The 24,106-nt window shown below is 39.1% G+C and carries 20 protein-coding genes; 18 read left to right on the top strand and 2 right to left on the bottom strand.

Translation table 11 applies throughout. The features are described from left to right. The first annotated feature begins 95 nt into the window (after window positions 1–95). The 17 genes from LC455_RS26365 (at window position 96) to LC455_RS26440 (ending at window position 22,114) form a co-directional block, all read left to right on the top strand. On the top strand, window positions 96–614 hold the full coding sequence (locus tag LC455_RS26365) for an HD domain-containing protein (RefSeq protein ID WP_223595479.1): 519 nt from the start codon (window positions 96–98) through the stop codon (window positions 612–614). A gap of 159 nt (window positions 615–773) precedes the next feature. Beyond that, the gene (locus LC455_RS26370; protein ID WP_223595481.1) at window positions 774–1,013 is read left to right on the top strand and encodes a hypothetical protein; all 240 of its coding nucleotides are present in this window, start codon (window positions 774–776) and stop codon (window positions 1,011–1,013) included. Window positions 1,014–1,110: 97 nt separating this feature from the next. Then, entirely contained in the window at window positions 1,111–4,182 is a 3,072-nt protein-coding gene (locus LC455_RS26375) for a hypothetical protein (RefSeq protein ID WP_223595483.1), read from the top strand. A 199-nt stretch (window positions 4,183–4,381) separates the two neighbouring features. After that, window positions 4,382–7,546, top strand: coding sequence for an efflux RND transporter permease subunit (locus tag LC455_RS26380; protein WP_223595484.1), 3,165 nt, complete (start codon window positions 4,382–4,384; stop codon window positions 7,544–7,546). Between the two features lie 184 nt (window positions 7,547–7,730). Continuing rightward, complete coding sequence (locus tag LC455_RS26385; RefSeq protein WP_223595486.1) at window positions 7,731–8,891, top strand: cation:proton antiporter; 1,161 nt, start codon at window positions 7,731–7,733, stop codon at window positions 8,889–8,891. Window positions 8,892–9,097: 206 nt separating this feature from the next. Then, window positions 9,098–9,226 carry a hypothetical protein gene (locus LC455_RS31580; protein WP_263297924.1) on the top strand — a complete coding sequence of 43 codons (129 nt, stop codon included), beginning with the start codon at window positions 9,098–9,100 and terminating at the stop codon, window positions 9,224–9,226. A 229-nt stretch (window positions 9,227–9,455) separates the two neighbouring features. Continuing rightward, window positions 9,456–10,454 (top strand): ABC transporter substrate-binding protein, encoded by a 999-nt coding sequence (locus tag LC455_RS26390; RefSeq protein ID WP_223595488.1) that lies wholly within the window; start codon window positions 9,456–9,458, stop codon window positions 10,452–10,454. A gap of 80 nt (window positions 10,455–10,534) precedes the next feature. Beyond that, window positions 10,535–11,566 (top strand): ABC transporter permease, encoded by a 1,032-nt coding sequence (locus tag LC455_RS26395; RefSeq protein ID WP_223595489.1) that lies wholly within the window; start codon window positions 10,535–10,537, stop codon window positions 11,564–11,566. Beyond that, window positions 11,541–12,335 (top strand): ABC transporter ATP-binding protein, encoded by a 795-nt coding sequence (locus LC455_RS26400; protein ID WP_223595490.1) that lies wholly within the window; start codon window positions 11,541–11,543, stop codon window positions 12,333–12,335. The genes LC455_RS26395 and LC455_RS26400 overlap by 26 nt, the downstream gene beginning before the upstream one ends. A gap of 236 nt (window positions 12,336–12,571) precedes the next feature. Continuing rightward, the gene (hppD, locus tag LC455_RS26405; protein ID WP_440446429.1) at window positions 12,572–13,702 is read left to right on the top strand and encodes a 4-hydroxyphenylpyruvate dioxygenase; all 1,131 of its coding nucleotides are present in this window, start codon (window positions 12,572–12,574) and stop codon (window positions 13,700–13,702) included. A gap of 70 nt (window positions 13,703–13,772) precedes the next feature. Further along, window positions 13,773–14,381, top strand: coding sequence for a flavin reductase family protein (locus LC455_RS26410; protein WP_223595492.1), 609 nt, complete (start codon window positions 13,773–13,775; stop codon window positions 14,379–14,381). Window positions 14,382–14,395: 14 nt separating this feature from the next. After that, window positions 14,396–15,322 carry a fumarylacetoacetate hydrolase family protein gene (locus LC455_RS26415; protein WP_223595493.1) on the top strand — a complete coding sequence of 309 codons (927 nt, stop codon included), beginning with the start codon at window positions 14,396–14,398 and terminating at the stop codon, window positions 15,320–15,322. 4 nt (window positions 15,323–15,326) lie between these two features. Next, window positions 15,327–16,484, top strand: coding sequence for a homogentisate 1,2-dioxygenase (locus LC455_RS26420; protein WP_223595494.1), 1,158 nt, complete (start codon window positions 15,327–15,329; stop codon window positions 16,482–16,484). Between the two features lie 136 nt (window positions 16,485–16,620). Continuing rightward, window positions 16,621–17,235, top strand: a complete 615-nt coding sequence (locus LC455_RS26425) for an NUDIX hydrolase (protein ID WP_223595495.1) — start codon at window positions 16,621–16,623, stop codon at window positions 17,233–17,235. A gap of 131 nt (window positions 17,236–17,366) precedes the next feature. Continuing rightward, on the top strand, window positions 17,367–18,728 hold the full coding sequence (locus LC455_RS26430; RefSeq protein WP_223595597.1) for an aspartate kinase: 1,362 nt from the start codon (window positions 17,367–17,369) through the stop codon (window positions 18,726–18,728). Between the two features lie 143 nt (window positions 18,729–18,871). Continuing rightward, the gene (locus LC455_RS26435; protein WP_223595497.1) at window positions 18,872–19,846 is read left to right on the top strand and encodes a quinone oxidoreductase family protein; all 975 of its coding nucleotides are present in this window, start codon (window positions 18,872–18,874) and stop codon (window positions 19,844–19,846) included. A 24-nt stretch (window positions 19,847–19,870) separates the two neighbouring features. Continuing rightward, window positions 19,871–22,114 (top strand): molybdopterin oxidoreductase family protein, encoded by a 2,244-nt coding sequence (locus LC455_RS26440; protein WP_223595498.1) that lies wholly within the window; start codon window positions 19,871–19,873, stop codon window positions 22,112–22,114. Between the two features lie 43 nt (window positions 22,115–22,157). Here LC455_RS26440 and LC455_RS26445 read toward each other — a convergent pair whose 3' ends face one another. Together LC455_RS26445 and LC455_RS26450 are read right to left on the bottom strand one after the other, a co-directional pair. Beyond that, window positions 22,158–22,733: a hypothetical protein gene (locus LC455_RS26445; RefSeq protein ID WP_223595499.1), complete on the bottom strand. Its 576-nt coding sequence runs from the start codon at window positions 22,731–22,733 to the stop codon at window positions 22,158–22,160. Window positions 22,734–22,750: 17 nt separating this feature from the next. Further along, the gene (locus LC455_RS26450) at window positions 22,751–23,317 is read right to left on the bottom strand and encodes a membrane-spanning protein (RefSeq protein WP_223595500.1); all 567 of its coding nucleotides are present in this window, start codon (window positions 23,315–23,317) and stop codon (window positions 22,751–22,753) included. A 148-nt stretch (window positions 23,318–23,465) separates the two neighbouring features. Here LC455_RS26450 and LC455_RS26455 point away from each other — a divergent pair, with 148 nt between their 5' ends. Continuing rightward, window positions 23,466–24,083, top strand: coding sequence for a TrkA C-terminal domain-containing protein (locus LC455_RS26455; protein ID WP_223595502.1), 618 nt, complete (start codon window positions 23,466–23,468; stop codon window positions 24,081–24,083). Window positions 24,084–24,106 lie beyond the last annotated feature (23 nt).

Genomic DNA, 24,106 nt, shown 5'->3' on the forward strand with positions numbered 1-24,106 from the left:
ACTGTTTTTTTTGTTTTTTTATGATATTAAAATAGCTAAGATTTGATGATTATCATATAATATATGAAATATATGCAACGATAGGGGGAGAGCACATGCGAGACGTAAAATTAATAAATATCTTTGAACATCATATTGCACAAAAATATTTAAATCGCTCTGGACTTGCTCATGCGATTGCAGTCGCGTATCATGCATTTCACTTAGGGAGAGAGCAAAAGCTTGATGTGGATATTGCGTCTAAAGCAGGACTTCTTCACGATATGGGGCACTATACATGGTATAAAAACGGAAAATGGGATTATGAATTGTACAAGCAGAATGATATACACGCCATAAAAGGAGCAGAACGTGCCCATAAGCTGTTAATTCGTCTTGGTGAAAATCCAATTAAGGCAAAAACAATTGCTTTGGCCATTTTATTTCATACAGATTCATTTTTGCCTTCGAATGACATAGTACGGACACCTTTACAGCAAATCGTAAAATGGGCAGATGAAAAGGATGAAGAAGAAGGCGGGATGCATCATTACCGAACAATTGATTATGAGAGAGCAAAACAAAGTATCATTCGCCTTGATCAATGGATAGATGCGGAGATCTCTGAGAAATAAAGGATAACAGCTGTGTAATTACTTACACAGCTGTTATTTATTTTACAGTAAAATATTGAGATAATTACCAAAATCGTGTAAAATTTCACTATAGTGGCAAATGCGATTACATTAAACTATAAAAATACATACCCAGTATTGTTCGTTAGGGGGATAAAGATGGAGCCTAATAGCAGGGAAGAGAAAAGAAGAATCTTCAGGCAGGAGCTCTTCACTTTAAGGGAGGAAGGATACTTAACAAAGAATATCGTAGAAATTGTCGCGAAAGCACATAATCAGTTTCATTTGGATTTAATCGGGGAAGAGGCAATCCAAATGCCAACTGAAAAGAAAATACTGATAAATAAAAAAACGGATCCGCCTAAACCTCAAAAAGTAAAAAAGACACTTTCCTCCTGAAGAAATTCGTGAGAGGAATATTACGTGGTCCCTAAATATTGGGGTTATTTTCCTCTTAATAGGGGGCTTATTTGTAGCGACAAGTAATTGGGAATCAATGACAAGTGTGATGAAAAGCGGTTCTATTGCTATTGTTTCGTTATTATTTTACGGAATTGCCCTGCTTGCAGCTAAAGTGTTGAAAATTGATAAAACAGCGTTTGCCTTTACAGTGTTAGGCAGTTTGTTTTTACCTATTTTTATTTTGTCACTAGGATGGTTTGGTCTTTTAGGAACTTATTTATCGATTAGCGGTGAAGGAAAATATGTCCTAGGTATGCTGGGAAGTTTACTTCCGCTCATCGTTTATACAACATTTGCTAGTAAGTTGAAATCTAGATTATTTGTTTGGTTTTCTTATGTAACAGTCACTGCCGGGGCAGCTTTTTTAGCAGCTTCATTGAAGCTTAGTGTCGATTTCTTTTATCTCGGTATGATGCTTTTTAATGCCGTCATAATTATCATATACCAAAGATTAAAAGCTAATGAAGCATATAAATTATTTACAAAAGAATTTGTTCCATATGTACAAGTCAATCTCGTTCTTTGTACACTTTTTATGCTGTTTTTATATGATAATGAAGTATTATACAGCTTCAATCTTCTCCTAACAGCCATCATATATTTGTCTATGATGTTTGTCAGCGGGAGAAAAGAATATCATTTTATTTTTAGTATCATGATTGTATATGGGTCCTATCAGTTGATTGAGCATAGTTTCCTTGATTATTTTGGGTCGGTAATCTATGCAATGGTTGGCTTTGTAATCGTGTTTGTGCCAAAGGCACTTGGCGGGAAATTCGCTCTGGATAAAGTCTTTCAATATACAAGTGCAATTATCTCAGGTTTCACCTTTATCTACATTAGCCTTGAAGGAATCTTACTGCGTGCGGGCAATCCATCCATTGTGTTAATGCTGGCTTATATAGTTATAGCTGGTAATTTTCTCTATTTATCCCATACCAGTAATATGCATTTATTCCCTTATTTAAGTGCTGTTTTTACAGCATCAAGTCTCTATGAAGCGATCGCGATGCTCGCTAAACCTATTCAAATGAGTATTTCTTTATCAGTTTTTATAACAGGTTTTATTCTGTTTCTCGTTTTTGGAATTGTTGTTTCAAATAAAATTATTAAAATCATTCAGAACAGTTCAAAGGATATTGGATTGGGGCTTATGGCCTTGGCCATAGTGGCAGCCCTTGTTTTCTTCAAGTGGTGGGAGCTGGGAGTCATGCTTCTGCTTGTTACAGTCATTTCCTTTTTAGTCATTAAAAAGGAAAAAAGGCGCTACTATAAAGATGCAGCCTTTTGGGTTTTGCCCATATCATTTGGTCTTGCCGCGCTGGCATTTGGTGAAGAAATCAATTCAAACTCTCCAATTTACTATGCTGAATACGGATATGCTGTAAACTTTGCAGCTGGTGCTTTCCTTGTTTTAGTATCAAGCTTTGCTTGGAGAAGAGCTGCTGAAAAAGAGTTAGAACGAATATCTTTGTATATTTCGCAAGGATTTTACACTATTAGTATTGCCTGTGCCATTTTTTGCCCAATTAATGTTCTTTGGGTTCAGCCGTTTGTTTTCTTAATTGGTATTGGTATGTATTATTATTTGTATAAAAAAGTTGGAACAAAATGGGTTCCCTATCTTATTTGCTCTGTAACCTTTCTAACTTACTTTTCCATCGTAAATGCAGTTTCTCAAAAGATCCATTTAAATCAAACAGCTAATTCTTTAATGGCTGCAACAAGTGTAGTTATTCTCCTTTTAATCGCTTTAATCAGTCGTAAATCGGATAAGAAATTATTCAATGCTTTTGCTTGGACAGGACACGTCATATTTCCATTTGCTCTTGCCTTTACCTGGTTTTCCTATAACTTTGAATCCATTTATAGTTTTATCACGGCATTAGTAGTATACGGGCTAAGTACAAAATATGCTATTAAAGAATGGAAGATTAAGGTATTTCTATATGGAAGTTTTACAACACTTTTCGTTACGGTATCCTTGGCAATGGATGAAATCCTTGTCCAATATTTTGGAAATTACGAATTCCCGATCACCAGCTGTCTCATTATAATATTTTCACTGGTGGTTAATAAGGCGATGCAACGAAGAACATCCTATTATTTAGTGCTATTTTCGATCGTTGGAATAGGTTTGATGATCATGAATTATCCATTTACATGGGTTCCATATATTATTACATGCCTATATGCATATGGAACTGTATTTTATTTGCATAAAATTAAATGGAGTCTCATTGGGATCATTCCATTATTCTTGGCATTTTTAGTCACTGCAGAAATCTCTTATGTAAGTGACATGAATGAAGTTGAAAAAATGCTTTTAACTGGCGGAATGGGAATTGTATTGTCTATACTCGGCCAATTCAAGTACAAAATGCTGTTGGAAAGCGGAAAAAAACTGCAGGATATAAAAATTGATGATTTTACTATCATTTCTTTCTTGTATTTTTGGTTGATGTACTTTTTTGAAAATGAAGCTTTGTGGAGTCATGCGATTCCGGGTGTACTCATCGCAGCCTCAATATGGATGCAAAGGAAAAGAGTGCCCGAAAATATTTCTGTATTTATGTCGATCCTTGGTGAGGCCTATTTATTACAACCGTACTATTCGATCATTCATGAACTCAATATCCCAGCACTTTGGGAGCGGGAGGTAGAAGTTCTTTCATTTATTTTGCTGGTGATTTTCAGCCGTTTCCTTTTAAAAGGCAGATATTCGGAAATTACTAAAGCGATTCAATGGGGAGTCTTAATTATTGTTGCTCTCCTTTTAATTCAGGATGGGTTAGCAAGCAGTACGATATATGATGCGATAATTTTAGGTTCCCTTTCGTTATTATCGATGATATCAGGAATGTTCTTACAAATTAAGTCTTACTTTTTTACGGGTGCCGGAGTATTACTTTTAAATGTATTCCTGCAAACACGTCCTTACTGGGGCAATATGCCATGGTGGTTTTACCTATTAATTGCTGGCATAGTCTTAATTTCTATTGCAAGCTTTAATGAATGGCATAAACAAAAAGTATTAAAAGGGGAAAAAACGTTTATTTCGAGCTTAAAGGAGAAGGTAATTGATAGAATCAAACAATGGGACTAATAATCTAAATAGTCTTGTGGTAATTTATTAGCGGATAGGTTACATGCCTGTCTGCTATTATTTTGGTGTTTTTGACCAATCAGTCATAGCAATACCTATAATTTGTCGTTGACCTAATTACTCATTTCATATATAGTAGGAATTATAAATGACCAGTCAGTCATCAGTTGTTTCTCCCAAAATAGAAAGGACAAAAAAAATGAATCGAATTATTAATTTTTCGCTAAAAAACAAGTTTGCTATTTGGTTAATTACTTTAATTATTACGGCTGCGGGATTATATTCTGGATTAAATATGAAACTAGAGACATTACCGGATATTACAATTCCCGTTGTGACTGTTACTACCGTTTATCCGGGTGCAGCTCCTGAACAAGTGGCAGAAAAAATTTCGGAACCGATTGAACAGCGCCTTAAAAACCTAAATAGTGTAAAAACGGTCAGCTCCAACTCCTTCCAAAATGCTTCGGCGATCCAAATTGAATATGCCTACGAAAAGGATATGGAAGAAGCGAAACGAGAGGTAGAGGAAGCCTTGGCAGATGTTACCCTTCCAGAGGGAGCGGTGAAACCTGAAATCTCCCGGATTAGCTTTAATGCTTTTCCGATTCTCGCTTTAAGTGTCTCCAATGAGGATAAATCCTTGGATCAATTGACAAATGACGTGGAAAAGCAAATCCTCCCGGCCTTGGAAGGGTTAAATGGTGTTTCATCTGTAAAAATTGCCGGTCAGGAAGTCAAAGAAATTCAATTAACCTTTAAGGAAGATAAGCTAAAACAATATGGACTAAATAATGATACCGTTCAAAACGTAATCAAAGGGTCAGATGTCACCTTCCCATTAGGCTTATATACCTTTAAAGATACTGAAAAATCAGTAGTGGTGGAAGGAAACATTAAATCGCTGAATGATCTTAAGGAAATGAAAATCCCAGTTGTTCCCGCACAGTCTCAAGGTTCGACAACTAGTTTCCTAGGGCAGTCTGGGGCGGCACAGGGGACACAAAGCTCAGCAGGTCAGCAGTTTGGACAAGGTAATACAGGTTCATTCAAACAGGCACCACAATTACCGACCATCATGCTTAATGATATAGCAGATATTAAAGAGGTAGGACGTGCTGAGTCAATTTCTCGGACAAATGGCAAAGAAGCAATTGGAATTCAAATTATTAAGGCAGCGGATGCGAATACCGTTGAGGTTGCTAATGAGGTAAAAGCAGAAATTAAGAAATTCGAGAAAAAAATGAAGGGCTCCGAATTCGAGACAACTTTTGACCAAGGAAAACCGATCGAAGAGTCCGTTAGCACGATGCTTAATAAAGCATTGTTTGGAGCATTATTTGCTGTAGTCATTATCATGTTGTTTTTAAGAAGCTTTAAATCAACACTGATTTCGATCATTTCAATCCCGTTATCGCTTTTAATTGCCATTCTGTTATTAAACCAAATGGATATTACCTTGAATGTCATGACCTTAGGAGCCATGACAGTCGCGATTGGCCGTGTCATTGATGACTCCATCGTCGTGATTGAAAATATTTACCGGAGGATGTCATTAACGGGTGAGGAACTAAAAGGAAAAAATCTCATTCGCTCTGCGACGAAGGAAATGTTTATTCCAATTATGTCCTCTACAATTGTAACGATTGCTGTTTTCTTACCATTAGGATTAGTAAAGGGACAAATTGGAGAATTATTTCTTCCATTTGCGCTAACCATTGTGTTTGCATTATTGGCATCCCTGCTTGTAGCAATTACAATCGTTCCAATGATGGCACATACGATGTTCAAAAAGGGAATTGACCGAAAGCACCATCATGACGATGAGAAAACTGGAAAACTAGCTCAGGTATATAAACGGATATTAAACTGGTCCCTTAATCATAAAATCATTACTATTAGTTTGGCTATCCTTTTGTTAGCGGGAAGTTTTGCCTTAGTGCCATTAATTGGCGTAAGCTTTATTCCCTCTGACGAAGAAAAAATGGTTGTGGCTACCTATAAGCCTGACCCTGGCCAAACACAGGATGAAGTTACAAAGATTGCCAATGAGGCAGAGGATTATTTTCAGGACCGTAAGGGGGTAGAACTTGTCCAATATACAGTTGGCGGGGAAAACCCAATGAATCCAGGGGCATCAAATCAAGCGATGTTTTTCGTAAAATACGAAAAGGATACGGAAAACTTTGATAAAGAAAAGGATTTAGTTATTAAAGAACTGCAAAAAAACACTGGTAAAGGTGAATGGGGAACACAAGACTTTTCTGGCGGTGGTTCAAGCAATGGCCTAACCTACTTTGTATATGGTGAGAAGCTGTCAGATATCGAACCGACAGTTAGAAAAATCGAAAATATAATGAAGGATAATAAATCGCTTCGAAATGTAGATACAAGCATGTCCAAAACGTATGACGAATACACATTAACGGCTGATCAGGAGAAGCTGAGTAAGCTTGGATTAACAGCTGCACAGATAGGGATGGAGTTATCACAAAACCGTTCCCGCCCTGTTATTACAACCATTCAAAAAGACGGCAAAGAATTAAATGTTTATCTGGAAGTTCCGAAACAAGAATATACGACTGTGAATGATTTGACTAATAAAACGATAAAATCAGCCATAGGCCAAGAAGTACAGATTGCAGATTTGGTGCAGATAAACGAAGGTAAAACATCTGATACGGTTACAAGAAGAAATGGTGAAATTTATGTTTCTGTCAGCGGTGAAATTACTAAAAAGAATATCGCTAAAACTTCTGCTGCTATTCAAAAGAAAGTAGATAAAATATCTGTACCTGCAAATGTCACAGTGAAAACAGGTGGAGTAACTGAAGATATTAAAGAATCGTTTACACAATTAGGGATAGCGATGCTTGCTGCGATTGCGATTGTATACTTAATTTTGGTTATTACGTTCGGTGGAGCACTAGCACCATTTGCCATCCTGTTTTCGTTACCATTCAGCATAATCGGGGGCTTAGTTGGATTATTAATTGCGGGGGAAACCATCAGCATTTCAGCGATGATTGGAGCTTTGATGTTAATTGGTATTGTAGTTACAAATGCCATTGTCCTGATTGATCGTGTTTTAAACAATGAAAAAGAAGGATACAGCACAAGAGAAGCATTACTAGAAGCAGGGGCAACAAGACTTCGTCCAATTCTAATGACAGCAATCGCCACTATCGGCGCGCTTATTCCATTAGCTTTAGGAATTGAGGGCAGCGGCGTTATATCCCGGGGATTGGGGGTTACTGTAATTGGTGGTTTAACGAGTTCAACCCTTTTGACCCTTGTGATTGTGCCAATCGTATATGAGGGATTAAGAAAAAAGAAAAAAATGGGTGTTGAAGCGGAACAATAGGATTATATTGAAAAATAACTTAATGTTTGTTACAATAGTAATAACTTAATAATCGTTTTTTTGGAGGAGTCTGTCACCAAGGGGTTTTTATGTCCTTTGGTTGACAGGCTTTTTTGTATCAAATTAGGGTCTGTTATTCAATAACAGGCCCTTTTTATTTTTTATAGAAAGAAAGGTGATGGGGATGAATTTAATTTTTGAGTTGGCGATTATTTTACTTGCATCTAAGGTTGCTGGCGATATTAGTGTTAAACTAGGGCAGCCCTCGGTATTAGGGAAGCTTTTGATTGGAATAATACTCGGACCCGCAGTATTAGGTGTCGTTTCAGAAACGGCCACTCTAGAGGAACTAAGTCAAATTGGTGTAATTTTACTAATGTTTATTGCTGGAATGGAAACGGACCTAGACGAATTTAAACGAAGTGGCAAAGCTTCATCACTTGTAGGAATTAACGGAATTATTGTCCCTTTAGGAATAGGGTATCTAGCTGGTTACCTAATGAACATGTCAACCATCGAAGCTTTATTTTTAGGGTTATTGCTTTCGGCCACAAGCGTAAGTATTTCCGTTCAAGCACTTAAAGAACTAAATAAAATGCAGTCAAAAGAAGGAACTGCGATTTTAGGTGCAGCCGTAATAGACGATGTTCTTGTGATCCTTGCTTTAGCCTTTTTAATGAGTATGGCTGGCGGTGAGGTAAATCTAAGCATGATTGTTTTGAAAAAGGTCCTCTTTTTTGGAGGTGCTATTTTAATAGCTTGGAAGGTTGTACCTTGGGTTTTAAAAAAGTTTGCGCCACTAAAGGTGACGGAATCACTTATTTCAGCAGGGTTAATTATCTGCTTTCTTTATGCCTATGTGGCTGAATTAGCGGGAGTAGCGGCAATTATAGGAGCCTACATTGCTGGAACTGCTATTAGCTTAACAGATTACAAGCGGGAGATATTTGAAAAGGTTGAAACTATTGGTTATTCCATCTTTGTTCCTGTTTTCTTTACTTCTATTGGTGTGAAAGCAAGCTTTGAAGGTCTGTTAGAAAATTGGGGTCTGATTATTGGACTTAGTATTCTTGCAATCTTAACAAAATTAATTGGAGCGGCTCTAGGAGCTAGAATGGCCCGCTTTTCTTGGAAAAGCTCGCTGGGAATCGGCGCTGCCATGGTTTCCCGCGGTGAGGTTGCCCTAATTATTGCTTCAATTGGCTTAGAAACAAAGCTAATCACTGAAGCATTATTTTCTATTTTAGTTATAGTCGTCCTCATTACAACTATTGTTACTCCACCGATGATGAAATTCTTTTTTAAACAGGAACGGAATAAAAAAGCCATGAAAAGTACTGCTTAATGAAGAAGACATCCAGTCAGATGATAGACTGGATGCCTTTTCTTTTAAGCGGTAAAGAAATGTCCATCCGTCGGAAAAGTTAAAACCAATATCATACTTATCCTAAGATTCTTTTTTAGCCTTTTTTACATGCACCCCCAAAACCGGAAAAAAAAACACGAATAGTTTGGTAACTTGAAAAAACTAATTTACTTAGGAGGTTAGATATGGGAAACGTACTGATTGATATTGACAAATTACTAGAAGCTACTGCAGATCTAACATCTGGGAAGAATAGTCATAAAGGAAAACCGGTTGAGATTGATAAATTGCTTGATAACACACGTGATTGGTAAATCATATTTTGGTTCCCTGGCTCATAACTTAAAGATATACTATCAGAATGCCTTCTAATTAATTAGGAGGCATTTTCTTTTTATCATTTCTATTTATTGACGCGCTTTAAAGCACAAAAATATTTTAGTATTTTCTATTGCTTTTGTCCAAAAAAAATACTAGAATAATTTTTAATATAATAAATTTTTAGAAAATTATTTTTAAAAAGAATGTTAGGGGGATTTTTAAATGAAGAAGAAAGTAAGTGCGTTGTCCTTTGCGTTGGCAGGAATGCTGATGCTTGCAGGATGCGGCAGCAAAGAATCATCAGGCGATGCAGAAAAGGGCGGGAAAGATAAGGAATTCAAAGTTGGCATTAGCCAATTTGCTCCGCACCCATCATTAGATGCAGCTACCGAAGGTTTTAAAAAGGCGTTAGCGGACAAAGGTATAAAAGTAAAGTATGATGAACAAAATGCTCAGGCAGATATGAATAATGTCCAAACAATTGCGAATAACTTTGTCGGTGACAAAGTCGATTTGATTTTTGCCAATGCTACTCCTAGTGCAACGAGCGCGTTAAATGCAACGAAGGAAATTCCAATTATTTTTACATCCGTAACAGATCCTGTTGGAGCAGGACTTGTTGAAGCTTTTGACAAGCCAGGAAAGAACATTACAGGAACGACCGATAATCACCCTGATGCAACGAAAAAAACAATCAGCTTTATTACAGATGAAGTGAAAGCAAAAAATATTGGTGTAATTTATAACTCTGGTGAACAAAATTCAGTTGTTCAGGTTAAGGATGTTAAAAAGATCGCAGAGGAAAAAGGCGCTAAACTTGTAGAAGTATCGGTTGCAACGACAGCAGAGGTTAAGCAGGCAGCTGAATCCTTAGTTGGCCGCGTGGATGCCATCTACATTCCAACTGATAACACAGTAGTTACTGCCCTTGATTCTGTCATAGCTGTCTCAAACAGCAAAAAAATCCCACTTTTCGTTGGCGAACTTGATTCAATGAAAAAAGGGGCAGTTGCAGCGAGTGGCTTTAGCTATTTTGATCTTGGCTATCAATCTGGTGTAATGGCTGCTGATATTTTATCTGGTAAAAAGAAAGCGTCTGACATTCCAGTTGAACTGCCAAACAGCTTAAAGCTTGTAATCAATAAAAAAGCAGCTGAAGCACAAGGCTTGCAAGTGAAGGAAGAATGGAGCAAGCTTGGCGAGTTTTATGATGGAAAATAACAAACTATAAATCTATAAGGAGTCAGCCTGAAAGGGTTGACTTCTTGATTGATACATAGAACAAAGAAAGGATGATTTTAATGTTTACAGCCATATTTGGATCTTTTGAAGCAGGTATCATCTATGCGATTATGGCACTGGGCGTCTATCTTTCCTTTCGTATTCTGGACTTTCCAGACTTAACGGTAGATGGTAGTTTTGTGACAGGTGCCGCCATTTCGGCGGTTATGATTGCGGGAGGATCTAATCCGTTTTTGGCAACGATTGTAGCATTATTTGCAGGATTTGCTGCAGGCTGCTTAACGGGACTGCTTCACACCTTTGGTAAAATCAATAATTTGCTATCTGGTATTCTGATGATGATTGCGTTATATTCGATTAACTTACGAATTATGGGACGATCAAATATTCCATTATTGAATACGGATACAGCTTTTACAAAAATCAGTGATATGTTTGAAAAATCAGGTATTGATTCATCTTTAAACAGTATTCTCTCGGCGATTGGGCTTAGCGATAGCCTTCCGGAGACATGGGGAATTTTAATCTTTATGGTAATCGTCACCTTAGTGATCAAAATCCTTACTGATTTGTTTTTGCAAACCGAAATTGGTCTTGCTATAAGAGCAACAGGCGACAACAAACGGATGATTCGCAGTCTTTCAGCTAATACCAATCTCTTAGTAGTTCTTGGACTCGGACTTTCCAATGCATTAGTGGCATTTTCAGGTGCCCTAATTGCGCAACAAGGCGGATTTGCAGATGTTGGAATGGGAATTGGCATGATTGTCATTGGCTTAGCCTCTGTTATTATCGGTGAAGCCCTGTTTGGTACAAAAACTATAGCACGAGCAACTCTTGCGGTTATTGGCGGATCCATTATCTATCGAATTGTTGTTACCCTGGCCCTCCGTGTTGAGTTCCTGGACCCAGGGGATATGAAATTAATAACGGCTGTAATTGTTATCATTGCCCTAACGGCACCAAAGATTATTGATGGCTCCAAAGAGAAAAAACGGAAGGCGAGAAGAAAATCTGAAAGAATGAACATCATCCAGACTTCTGTGAGAACGGAGGGGGACAACCATGCTGCAATTAAATCAGATTCATAAAATCTTTAATGAGGGAACACCAGATGAAAAAATTGCGATTGACCATATTAACCTTTCGTTGAAACCAGGGGATTTCGTGACGGTTATAGGCAGTAACGGTGCAGGAAAATCGACCTTAATGAATATCATTTCCGGTGTTTTATTCCCTGATATCGGAGACGTTTGTATCGGCGGAAAAAATGTAACAAATATGTCCGAGTTTAACCGGTCTAAAATGATTGGCCGCGTTTTTCAGGATCCCATGGCAGGAACAGCTCCAAGTATGACTATCGAAGAAAATTTGGCTATGGCCTATTCTCGAAATAAAACAAGAACGCTTCGAAAAGGTGTGACGAAAAAACGTCGCGATTATTTTAGAGAAGTACTGGAATCATTACATCTCGGTTTGGAAAACCGTCTCAGTGCAAAGGTTGGACTGCTGTCAGGCGGGGAACGTCAGGCGCTTTCTCTATTAATGGCCACTTTTACTGAACCCTCCATCCTGCTGCTTGATGAGCACACGGCTGCACTTGACCCATCAAGAGCGGAGTTGATTACAAATTTGACAAAGGAGATTGTCGATAAGTACAAACTTACCACGTTGATGGTCACACATAATATGCAGCAGGCGATTGATTTGGGAAATCGGTTAATTATGATGGATAAGGGCCAAATCATTTTGGAAGTGGATGAGGAAAAGAAACAGCAGTTAACCATCGAAAGATTATTAGAGGAATTCAAACGAATTCGCGGTGTTCAAATGGCAAGTGACCGAGCGGTCCTTTCATAGTGAAAAATATTTTTTCGATTGTAACTTTAGGTATATTTTTCAAAAAAATAATATTGCTACACTCAAGTAAGAAACATCCTAGGACTAGGTATGTTTCTTTTTTCTTTAAGGAAAAAAATACTATGGTTAAAGAATATTTCTTTACTGCAAAAAAGCGTTATTGCTTTACACCCTGCTCTTGAGGGGACAAGAATTCTTCCATTAAAATAAATTCTGAATATTACTATTTTTAAAAAATGGGGGTTCTTGAATTGAAAGAAAAACGCGTAAAAGCTGATCAGCTAGTAAATGACTTTTTTCCAGTACGAGATGTAGATTATATAGAGATTTTTACAGGAAATGCCAAACAAGCATGCCACTTTTTTTGCACAGCATTCGGGTTTCAGCCAGTTGCGTATTCAGGTCTAGAAACGGGCAATCGTGAAACCGTTTCCTATGTGTTAAAACAGCGGAACATTCGCTTGGTGCTTACAGGTTCCTATATGGAGGACAGCAGAGTAGCGCAGTTTGTTAAAAAGCATGGCGATGGCGTAAAAGATGTTGCCCTTTTAGTGGATGATGTCGATAAAGCATATGATGAGGCGGTAAATCGCGGGGCAATTGCCCATGTGGCGCCTTTTGAAATTAAGGATGAAAAGGGTGTTGTAAAAAAAGCCGTTCTGGGTACATATGGTGATACCATCCATACGTTAATAGAACGGAAAAATTATCAAGGTGTATTCCTGCCGGGATTCGAGTCCTATTCTTCCGATGTACCAGTTGAAGATGCTGGCTTAATTGGAATAGATCATGTGGTAGGAAATGTTGAACGCATGGAAGAATGGGTTGAATATTATTCCAAGGTAATGGGCTTTATCGAAATGAAGCATTTCACCGATAAGGATATCACGACTGAATATTCTGCGCTCATGTCAAAAGTTATGCATAATGGCGGCCGCATTAAATTCCCAATCAATGAACCGGCAGAGGGTAAACGCAAATCGCAAATTCAGGAATACCTCGAATTTTATAACGGTCCAGGGGTACAGCATCTTGCAATTTTAACGGAAGATATTGTCTCTACTGTTGCCACTTTAAAGAAAAATGGTGTTGAGTTCCTTAAAACTCCAAGTACTTATTATGAATCATTAGGAGAGCGTATCGGTAAGATTGATGAGGAAATTGAAAAGCTGCGAGAGTTAAATATTTTAGTGGACCGTGACGATGAAGGCTATTTGCTGCAAATTTTTTCAAAGCCGATTGTAGACCGTCCGACACTATTTATTGAAATCATCCAGCGTAAGGGTGCCCGTGGATTTGGAGAAGGAAACTTTAAAGCCCTGTTTGAATCGATTGAACGGGAACAGGAAAGACGTGGTAATTTATAAATTAATAGCAAGGGGGAACTTTTTCCCCTTTTTTTACAACCTTTTGTCATATGAAAGAGTGGTGTATTGAATGGAAATTACGCCGGAAGCGCTGGAATGGAGAGAGGCCTATAAATTATTAATCGGATCCATTTTACCAAGGCCGATCGCTTTTGTGTCAACGATAGATGTGGACGGTACCGCCAATGCGGCACCCTTCAGTTTTTTTACTGCCATCTGTGCTGATCCGATGCTCATCTGTTTTTCGCCGATGAGAAAAGGGAAGGACGGAGCGAAAAAGGATACACTTGTTAATATTGAAAATACCGGTCAATTTGTTATTAATATCGTCAGTGAACGTATGGCCGAGCAAATGAATAATTGTGCGATAGAATTTACACCTGACATTGATGAAATCGTGGAAACGGGCTTAACAAAAGAACCTGGCCATAAGGTGAAGGTACCTCGAATTGCGGAATCACTTGTTCATTTAGAATGTGAACTACAACAGGTTCTCCATTTTGGCGACAAGCCGGGCAGCGGCAGTCTCGTCATCGGTAAAGTGGTCCATGTTCATGTTCAAGATGAATTAATGGACAAAGGGAAAATAGACACCGCCCATTTAAAGCCTATTGGAAGAATGGCAGGTAATATCTTTACCGATCCTTTGGCGAAAACGTTTGAAATGAAAAGAAAATAGGAAAAGGTGAGTCAATGAAATTTGTAACCTTTGAAAAACCAGATGGGAGTATCCGTGCAGGCTGGCTCCTGAATGAAGCTTATGCTGTTGATATGCACGAAGCAACGGATGGAAGGCTGCCTTGTAATCTAATAGACTTTCTCGACAATAGTGAAGTGAATTTAAAGATTGCGGCTGCCTTGTCGTTAACCAATGATCAGAAAGGAGTTTACCAATTAAGTGATCTTCACTTAAAAGCACCACTTCCCAACCCAAGAAGCTTTCGTGATTTTTATGCCTTTGAGCAGCATGTGAAAACGGCACGGGAAAATCGTGGTCTGAAAATGATTCCAGAATGGTACGAAATTCCTGTATTTTATTTTTCCAACCACCTGGCAATAAAGGGACCTGGCGAAGAAATCATTAAACCTATAGATTGTGACTGGTTAGACTATGAACTAGAGGTCGCATGCATTATAGGCAAAACAGGCAGAAACATTTCAGCTGCTGAGGCCAATGATTATATTTTTGGCTTTTGTGTTTTGAACGATTGGAGTGCAAGAGACCTGCAGCGGAAAGAAATGAAGGTTGGCTTAGGTCCTGCAAAAGGCAAGGATTTCTCCACCTCTATGGGGCCTTGGATTATCACAAAAGATGAATTGGAAGATTTAAGGACAGGGAAGGGCTTTGATCTTAGCATGAAAGCACGGGTAAATGGCGTCCAACTTTCTAAAGGTAATTTAAAGGAGCTTTATTTTTCCTTTGGAGAAATGATTGAAAGGGCATCAGCGGGCGTAACCCTCTATCCAGGCGAGGTTATTGGTTCAGGCACTGTCGGAACAGGATGTATCCTTGAACTTGGCGAAAAGGTGCATCGATGGCTTAAGCCAGGAGATAAAGTAGAGTTAGAAATTGAGAATTTAGGGATATTAGAGAATACAATAATCGAAGAAAAGAGGTGAAAGGATGTATTACCGTCAACTGGGAAAGATTCCCCATAAACGGCATACGATGTTTAAAAAAGAGGACGGGAGCCTTTATAGGGAGCAGGTAATGGGAACTCGTGGTTTTTCAGGAACCCAATCGATTCTTTATCATCAATACATGCCGACAGAAGTCGTAAGATCTGAGCTAGTTGGAAATTATTTGCCTGTTTATGAAGTGCAGCAATCGCTTAAGCACCGACACTTTTTTTCGACCAAGGTTACCAAAAAAGGGGATGCTCTAAAGGCAAGAGAATATATTCTTGGTAATCAGGATCTGCTAATTGGAACCGCGACCGTTACCGAGCCTATGCAAAGCTATTATCGAAATGGCGATGGCGATGAAATGCTGTTTATTCATCATGGCTCAGGAAAGCTTGAGACGATGTTTGGGACAATCACATACCGTCCTGGTGATTATCTCGTCATACCGATAGGGACGATTTATCGAATCATACCCAATGCAGATGAAGAGACGAAAATGCTTTTTGTCGAAGCGTTTAGTCAAATCACTACTCCAAGAAGGTACCGAAACGAATACGGCCAGCTTTTAGAGCACTGCCCATTTTGCGAGCGGGATATCCGCGGTCCGGAAGCCTTGGTGACATTTGATCAAAAAGGGGAGTATGAGGTTTTAACAAAATCAAGAGGGGCGATTCATTCTCACATTCTGGGCCATCATCCGCTTGATGTGGTTGGCTGGGATGGGTATTTGTATCCGTGGGCTTTTAATATCGAAGATTTTGAACCAATTACCGGAAGAGTCCATCAGCCGCCGCCTGTACACCAAACCTTTGAAGGAAATAACTTTGTGGTTTGTTCCTTCGTTCCTCGCCTTTATGATTATCATCCGGAATCCATACCGGCTCCGTACTATCACAGTAATGTTAATAGTGATGAGATTCTCTATTATGTTGAAGGTAATTTCATGAGTCGAAAAGGGATTCAAGAGGGTTCCATCACTCTACATCCAAGCGGAATTCCTCATGGACCTCATCCGGGAAAAACAGAGGCGAGCATCGGTAAGAAAGAAACGCTGGAGCTGGCTGTGATGATCGATACTTTCCATCCATTAAAGGTTGTAAAGGGTGCAGTTGATTTAGAGGATACTGCTTATATGTATTCTTGGATTGATAAATAGGAATAATAGAGAAACAATCCTGCCTCTAGGCGCTTGGATTGTTTTTTTATATACATAGGCTAATTTTAACCGATAATACTGTTAAAAATGCTATTGTAAGTACATACACATTAATATCGAGATGAGGGGTGAAAACGTGGAGCGCGAAACCATTTTGACGAAATTAAAAGATCATGTTCCTACAATACTTGGCAGTGAGAAATTTTCAAGGTACGCTGTCATGCTGCCACTCATTCAAAAAGAGAATGGAATCCATGTATTGTTTGAGGTCCGTTCACAACAATTACGGCGGCAGCCTGGGGAAATTTGTTTTCCTGGGGGCAGAATAGATCCCGGTGACTTTGATGAAAAGGCAGCGGCCATTCGCGAAACGAAAGAGGAATTAGGTATTGCTGGAGAAAATATCTGTGAGGTGTTCCCTTTAGATTTTATGGTATCTCCATTTGGGATGATGGTATTTCCCTTTGCCGGCTTTATTACAAATCCAGGCAGTATTCAAGCGAATCCCTCTGAGGTCGGGGAACTATTCACGGTTCCTTTATCATTTTTTATCGAAAAAGAGCCGGAAATTTACCGAATCGAATTTAAAGCAGAGCCGGAAGAAAATTTTCCATTTGACTTAATTGTCGGCGGAGAGAATTATAATTGGCGGACAAGGGGGATGGAGGAGTATTTTTATATCTATGAAGATAAAGTGATTTGGGGGCTGACAGCTAGAATTCTTGCTCATTTTATTGAAATGATTCGCTAAATTTTATCTAAAGCCAAGTTGTGTACTCCCTATGCGTACAAATGTCCATGCAAAAAGGAAAAAACACTTGATTATTTTCAGAATTGGAATAAAATTAAGATTATATTTTTACACAATAGGGAGTTGTCATGATGAAAGTAGTAAAGTTTGGCGGATCATCTTTAGCATCCGGAAAGCAGATTGAAAAAGTATTTCAAATTGTCATAGCTGACGCTGAGCGGAAAGTGGTCGTTGTATCAGCTCCCGGTAAAAGATTTTCTGAGGATCATAAGGTAACGGATTTATTAATAGAATGTGCAGAACTCAGCTTACTCAATATGGATCCAAAAGAAAAATTTGACGCTGTTATCGAAAGATATTCATCCATTGCAGAGGAATTAGCACTCGGGGATGAGATCATTCATGAAATTCAAAACGATTTGATAGAAAGGCTGAATGGGAACAAAAGTAGGCCTGACCGGTTTATGGATAGGCTTAAAGCAAGTGGTGAAGATAATAATGCCAAATTGGTGGCTGCCTACTTCCGTAAGCGGGGAGTCGATGCCTCATATATCGACCCGAAGGAAGCTGGACTTTTAGTAAGTGATGAACCTGGAAATGCTCAAGTTTTAACAGAGTCGTACAATCGCTTATTTTCACTCCATGAACGCCCTGGCATTTTGATTTTTCCTGGCTTTTTTGGCTATAGCAGGGAAGGAGAAGTTTTTACGTTTTCACGAAGCGGCTCTGATATTACCGGATCAATCCTTGCTAACGCGCTAAAAGCGGATTTATATGAAAATTTCACCGATGTAGATGCGGTTTATTCCGTTAATCCTAATATTATTACAAAACCAAAAGAAATTAAAGAATTAACCTACCGGGAAATGCGAGAGCTTTCGTATGCGGGCTTTACCGTTCTGCATGATGAAGCCCTTGTCCCAGCTTTCCGTGCGGGAATTCCGGTTCATATCAAGAATACGAACAATCCTGCTGCTCCTGGGACCAGAATTGTGTCTGATCGAAAAAATACAAATGGGCCGGTAATTGGTATTGCCAGTGATCAAGGTTTTTGCAGCATTTATGTGAGTAAATACTTAATGAACAGGGAAGTTGGTTTTGGTCGTAAGCTTTTAGGTATATTAGAAGATTTCGGCTTATCATATGAGCATACACCATCAGGAATTGATGATGTATCTGTCATCTTGCGAGAAAGCCAGATGGATCCTATTATGGAAAGAGAAATAAAAGACCGTATTATGACAGAGCTTCATGCAGATGAAGTGAAAATTGAGCATAGCCTCGCTCTTATTATGGTTGTTGGCGAAGGCATGAGACATAATGTGGGTACAATGGCTCGAGCCTCTAAAGCGTTAGCGAAGGCACATGTTAATATTGAAATGATTAACCAAGGATCCTCTGAAGTCAGCATGATGTTTGGTGTAAAACAAGTAGATGAAAAAAGAGCTGTTGCAGCATTGTACGAAGAGTTTTTTGCTGCTGTCACGGTATAATAGGTAAAAAGTAGTTCTTAATTCCTTTTAATTAAGAACTACTTTTTTTGTCTCTATAGGGCGAAATTTAAATAGTATAAAATTTAATTGTGTGCTATCATTATACCAACCGGTTAGTATTCTAAAATAAAGGAGACTTTTTAATGAAAGCGATTCAATTTAAAGAATATGGAAAACCTGATGTTTTACAGTTTGTCGATGTACCCTTACCAGAATTAAGGTCCAGAAATGTTTTGGTAAAGGTAAAAGCTGCGGGAGTGAACTTTGCGGATACTGCCCGCAGATATGGCCAATATTTAGCGAAAACTCCTCTACCTTATGTTCCAGGAGCGGAAGTAGCGGGTGTCATCACAGAGGTTGCGGCAGATGTCACGGACTTTAAGATTGGCGATCGGGTAGTCGCATTAACAGATGATGGAGGATATGCAGAGTACATTGCACTTCATGAATCCCAGTTAGTAAAGATACCGGAATCAGTCGATTTCAATCAGGCTGCTTCCATTTTAGGTCAGGGAATTTCGGCATATTTCATCTTAAAATCTTCTGGCCAAATCCAAAAAGGTGACACCGTACTGGTGCATGCTGCAGCAGGTGGTGTGGGTACATTTGCGGTGCAATTAGCAAAGATAATGGGCGCAGGCAAGGTCATTGCCACAGCCAGCAGCAAGGAAAAGCTTGATCTTGCTTTTTCTCTTGGGGCTGATGTTGGAATTAATTACACTGAAGAAAATTGGCATAAGCAAGTTTTAGCTGTCACAGGTGGCAAAGGGGTCGATGTTGCTCTTGAGATGGTTGGCGGCGACATTTTTAAAAATACTTTGAAATGTATGGCGGTAAATAGCAGACTTGTCATTTATGGCCGTGCTGGCGGGCAGGAAACAAAATTCGATCCAGCTATCCTCATGCAGCGAAATGTAAGTGTTGTCGGTTTTTGGCTTGTTCATTTTCTGAAAGATTCAAAAGCATATAAAAATAGTGTAAGAGATTTATTGAATTATATTGGCGAAGGTAAATTAAAATTAATAATAGGCAAAACCTTTGCTTTGGAAGATGCGAAATTGGCACACGAACTGTTAGAAGGTCGTCAAACAATCGGGAAACTTATTTTAAATCCTTAATAAGCCTCAGGGGAGGAATTGCGGTTGATTTTGAATGAACTGGAAACAAAAATAAACTTTCGTACATGCCCATTGTGCGAAGCGACATGCGGCCTGGAAATTCATACGAAGGGACAAGAGGTTGTCCACATTAAGGGGGATAAACTGGATCCGTTTAGTAAGGGGTATTTATGCCCAAAGGGTTTCAGTGTCAAGGAACTTCATGCTGACCCTGACCGAATCCGAAAACCGATGATTCGCCGTGGTTCAGATTGGCAGGAAGTTTCTTGGGACGAAGCCTTTTTAGAAGTTAGAAAAGGACTGCAAACGATTATTAAAGAGCATGGAAGGAACTCCGTCGCCGTATATTTAGGAAACCCTTCAGTTCATAATTTGGGGAACATGTTATATGCGCCAACATTTTTACGGGCATTAGGGAGCCGGAATATATATTCTGCCAGTACGCTTGACCAGATTCCGAAGCAGCTTTCCTCTGAAATGATGTTTGGAAGTGATGCAAATCTTCCTATCCCTGACATTGATCATACAAATTATTTTTTAATGATTGGGGCTAATCCGCTTGCTTCAAATGGAAGTTTAATGACTGCACCTAATATGAGAGCTAGGTTGAGGGCTCTCCGGGACCGGGGCGGTAAGTTAGTTGTCATCGATCCAGTACGGACCGTGACTGCCAAACAGGCGGATGAACATCATTTTATCCGACCTGGAACGGATGCTTTTTTCCTGTTTGCCTTGATTAATACTCTTTTTGAGGAAGATTTAGTATCACCGGGGAAACTGGTTCATCTTATAAACGGTCTAGAGGAAATTAAATCCCTATCCCAGGATTTTTCACCAGAGGTGGCAGCAGCTAAATGCGGTATATCTGCTACTGAAATTCGCAGGATTGCCCACGAGCTGGCCGCCTCGTCTAAAGCCATTGTTTACGGAAGAATGGGCACCTGTACACAGCCCTTCGGAACGATGAACAGTTGGCTTGTAGATGTATTGAACGTTTTAACTGGGAACTTGGACCGTCAAGGTGGTGTGATGTTCCCTACCCCTGCGACTAGACGTGCTTCCTCGAAAAAAGTCAACTCAATCCGGTATAATCGATATCAAAGCCGGATTAGCAGCATGCCAGAGGTCTTGGGAGAGCTTCCAGTCTCATGCATGGCGGAAGAAATGGAAACGGAAGGACACGGACAAATTAAAGGATTCATTTGTGTGGCCGGAAATCCAACCCTATCGGCACCAAATAGTAAGCGTCTGCAGGCGGCTCTTGAGAAAGTGGATTTCATGGTCAGTGTTGACTGTTACATGAATGAAACGTCAAGACTTGCAAATGTGCTGCTGCCAGTTCCTTCACCATTAGAACATTCGCATTATGATATTGCCTTTTATAATCTTGCTATAAGAAATATAGCACATTATTCAAAGCCTGTTTTTGACCTGCCTTCAGAACAATTAGATGACTGGCAGATACTTCTGCATTTAGCTGCAGCAGTAAGTGAACAAAATTTAGTTGGCGATCCTCTCACTTTATTGGATGATTATACTATAGGTGAAAGGATTAAACATGAATTAAAAAATGAAAATTCGCCTATTTATGGACGGGATGCAGTTGAGATTTTTTCATTCCTAAAAGATAGAAAAGGACCAGAGCGGTTACTTGATTTTTATCTTCGTATAGGGCCGTACGGAGATCATTTTGGGAAAAATCCGGATGGGCTTAGCTTGTCTGTACTTGAGGTAAATCCGCATGGAATGGACTTTGGCGCAATGAAGCCCAGAATCACCGAAATTCTGCAAACTCCATCTGGGAAAATTGAATTGGCACCTTCAATTTTAGTGAAGGATGTTAAGCGCTTAAAACAGTCGCTTAAGTCTGAATCGAATCCTCTCGTTTTAGTTGGCAGGCGGGATTTGCGAAGCAATAACTCCTGGTTGCACAATTTGCCAGTATTGGTAAAAGGAGAAGACCGTTGTACGCTTTGGATTCATTCCAGTGATGCAAATCGTTTTGGTATAGGGAAGGGAGAAAGGGCATTACTCAAATCCCGAACAGGTAAAATTGAAGTGCCTGTCGAAATTACAGACGATATCATGCCAGGTACGGTAAGTTTGCCGCACGGATGGGGACATAGTCATACAGGTACACGACTTGGCGTCGCATGTGAGCATCCAGGTGTGAATGTCAATTTATTGACGGATGAACAAGAACTTGATCCTATTTCAGGAAATGCGGTACTTAATGGTGTTCCAGTATCCATTGAAAAGATTGGATAAGAATACCGACTCAAATAAAAGAGGCTCGGAGAAAGAGCCTCTTTTACCCTTTCTTTAATTTAATTCTCGTCCGAACCCCCGCCCAAATGGCGATGGCGAGACCTCCTGCCGTATCGGCAATTAAATCAGTCATCGTATCTTTGTTACCTCCGCCTTGTAAGGTCATGTCAAAAAATTGGTCAGAGCTAAATTCATATACCTCCCACAAAACACCGCCTAGTGCAGCGAACGATAAAGTGAATAAAAAGACAAACCACGGCGATATTTCATCCCCTGCATTCCGATGGATTAATCTTTCATACAAGGCGATACCTGAAAAAGCAAGGATCGCACCGCTGACAAAATGCATAAAAGTATCCCACCAGCCAAGCCCATACCAGCCTCGAATCGATCCTAAATATTGTGAGCCGATTAAAAAAATTAAATAGGAGATGACGATTGGCAAATTAAATTGCAGCTTTGTAAAAAGCGCCAGCAAAAGAGGGACGGCCCCGCAAACAATACCGCCTATGGCAACAGTTGATTTGAAGGATACGTCATTTTTATAATAATAAAATGCTAAAATTGCCATGAAAACTACATACAATCCACTTAAAAGAATAACGAGCTTCCGATTCATTCAGGAATCCCCCAGTTTTAAACTTTTTGTTTTCTAGCACCCGAGTAAATAGCGATAAGGAGACCACCGGCACAGCCACACAATAAATCATACATTGTGTCCGTATTGCCACCTCGCTGCATCGTATGGGTAAACGTTAAGTCCCCGAGAAATTCATAAATTTCCCATATCAGACTTGAAAAAACTGCAAGTGAGAGAACGAACAGAAAAAGCATGGCAGCCGAAACGCCGCTGCGGACGTTCTCCGGTATTAAACGTTTATATAGAGCAATCCCAACAACCCCAATATAAATCGCTTTAAAAAAATGAAGAGTAGAATCCCACCATTTGTAGTGCAAATAAAAGCTTGAGATTGATCCCAGAAATAAGGAACAAAATAAAAAAATAAAATAGCTGATAATGATTGGAATATTAAAGGGGTTATTTTTCAACCGTAATAAAAAAAGCGGTAAGGCGCTGACCAAAACTCCGCCTAGTGCAACCTGCCATCGAGAGGTATCACCCTTTAAAAGGTAATATATGAATAAGACAGTCATAAAAATAATAAATGCCGAGCTTAAAATGATAATTAATTTTCGCATCATGATTTCATCCTATTCTAATGAATTCCTTAAAATTATGTCCAAACTTAAGAAAATAAGTCTAAAATAGTGATATTAGACTTTTGTTAGAAGGAGTATATGTATAAAATAAGAAAGGAAATTCTTTTAGACGAAACGTGGCGGTGTTTTTATGCAAAGGGCACAAATCCCAACATATGAGCGGATTGCAATTGATTTAGCAAATAGAATTTATGATGGTGAATTTAAAGTCGGAGAAAAAATTCACGGTAGGTCGACACTGGCAAGTGAATATAAAGTTTCTCCGGAAACTGTCAGACGTGCAATTAAGATATTAGAGGATGTCGATATTGTTCAGTCGGCTAAAGGCAGCGGAATTGTGATCGCATCCAAAGAGAATGCCATCAAATATATTCATCGATTTTCCAATTTAGCAAGCATTAAAGATTTAGAAAAAGAAATGAATAGTATAATTTCGGAAAGAGATAGGCTTGACGAGTTGATGCTGGAAACTCTTAGAAAAATAATGGATTACTCAGGTAAGCTTAGGCATACAAATCCATTGGCCCCAATAGAGGTAGAGGTTTTTCCAGACTGCAGCCATATAGGTAAAACGATTTCCGAAGTGAAGTTTTGGCAAAATACCGGCGGTACCGTTATCGGTATGAAACGAAACGGAGAAATGATCATCTCACCAGGTCCATATGCCTTAATTATAGAAGGAGATGTGCTGCTAGTAATAGGTGATGATAAAACTTATGACAGAGTTTTGCATTTTTTAAAGGAATAAAATAAGCCAGTTTCCTCGGAAAC

It is taken from the genome of Neobacillus bataviensis (assembly GCF_019969725.1).

Coding starts and splice junctions, on each gene's coding strand:
- LC455_RS26395 (WP_223595489.1), top strand. CDS start 10,535: ATGTTTACAGCCATATTTGGATCTTTTGAAGCAGGTATCATCTATGCG.
- LC455_RS31580 (WP_263297924.1), top strand. CDS start 9,098: ATGGGAAACGTACTGATTGATATTGACAAATTACTAGAAGCTACTGCA.
- LC455_RS26390 (WP_223595488.1), top strand. CDS start 9,456: ATGAAGAAGAAAGTAAGTGCGTTGTCCTTTGCGTTGGCAGGAATGCTG.
- LC455_RS26370 (WP_223595481.1), top strand. CDS start 774: ATGGAGCCTAATAGCAGGGAAGAGAAAAGAAGAATCTTCAGGCAGGAG.
- hppD (WP_440446429.1), top strand. CDS start 12,572: ATGGGGGTTCTTGAATTGAAAGAAAAACGCGTAAAAGCTGATCAGCTA.
- LC455_RS26380 (WP_223595484.1), top strand. CDS start 4,382: ATGAATCGAATTATTAATTTTTCGCTAAAAAACAAGTTTGCTATTTGG.
- LC455_RS26455 (WP_223595502.1), top strand. CDS start 23,466: ATGCAAAGGGCACAAATCCCAACATATGAGCGGATTGCAATTGATTTA.
- LC455_RS26435 (WP_223595497.1), top strand. CDS start 18,872: ATGAAAGCGATTCAATTTAAAGAATATGGAAAACCTGATGTTTTACAG.
- LC455_RS26445 (WP_223595499.1), bottom strand. CDS start 22,733: ATGAATCGGAAGCTCGTTATTCTTTTAAGTGGATTGTATGTAGTTTTC.
- LC455_RS26450 (WP_223595500.1), bottom strand. CDS start 23,317: ATGATGCGAAAATTAATTATCATTTTAAGCTCGGCATTTATTATTTTT.
- LC455_RS26430 (WP_223595597.1), top strand. CDS start 17,367: ATGAAAGTAGTAAAGTTTGGCGGATCATCTTTAGCATCCGGAAAGCAG.
- LC455_RS26385 (WP_223595486.1), top strand. CDS start 7,731: ATGAATTTAATTTTTGAGTTGGCGATTATTTTACTTGCATCTAAGGTT.
- LC455_RS26420 (WP_223595494.1), top strand. CDS start 15,327: ATGTATTACCGTCAACTGGGAAAGATTCCCCATAAACGGCATACGATG.
- LC455_RS26415 (WP_223595493.1), top strand. CDS start 14,396: ATGAAATTTGTAACCTTTGAAAAACCAGATGGGAGTATCCGTGCAGGC.
- LC455_RS26400 (WP_223595490.1), top strand. CDS start 11,541: ATGCTGCAATTAAATCAGATTCATAAAATCTTTAATGAGGGAACACCA.
- LC455_RS26375 (WP_223595483.1), top strand. CDS start 1,111: ATGACAAGTGTGATGAAAAGCGGTTCTATTGCTATTGTTTCGTTATTA.
- LC455_RS26365 (WP_223595479.1), top strand. CDS start 96: ATGCGAGACGTAAAATTAATAAATATCTTTGAACATCATATTGCACAA.
- LC455_RS26410 (WP_223595492.1), top strand. CDS start 13,773: ATGGAAATTACGCCGGAAGCGCTGGAATGGAGAGAGGCCTATAAATTA.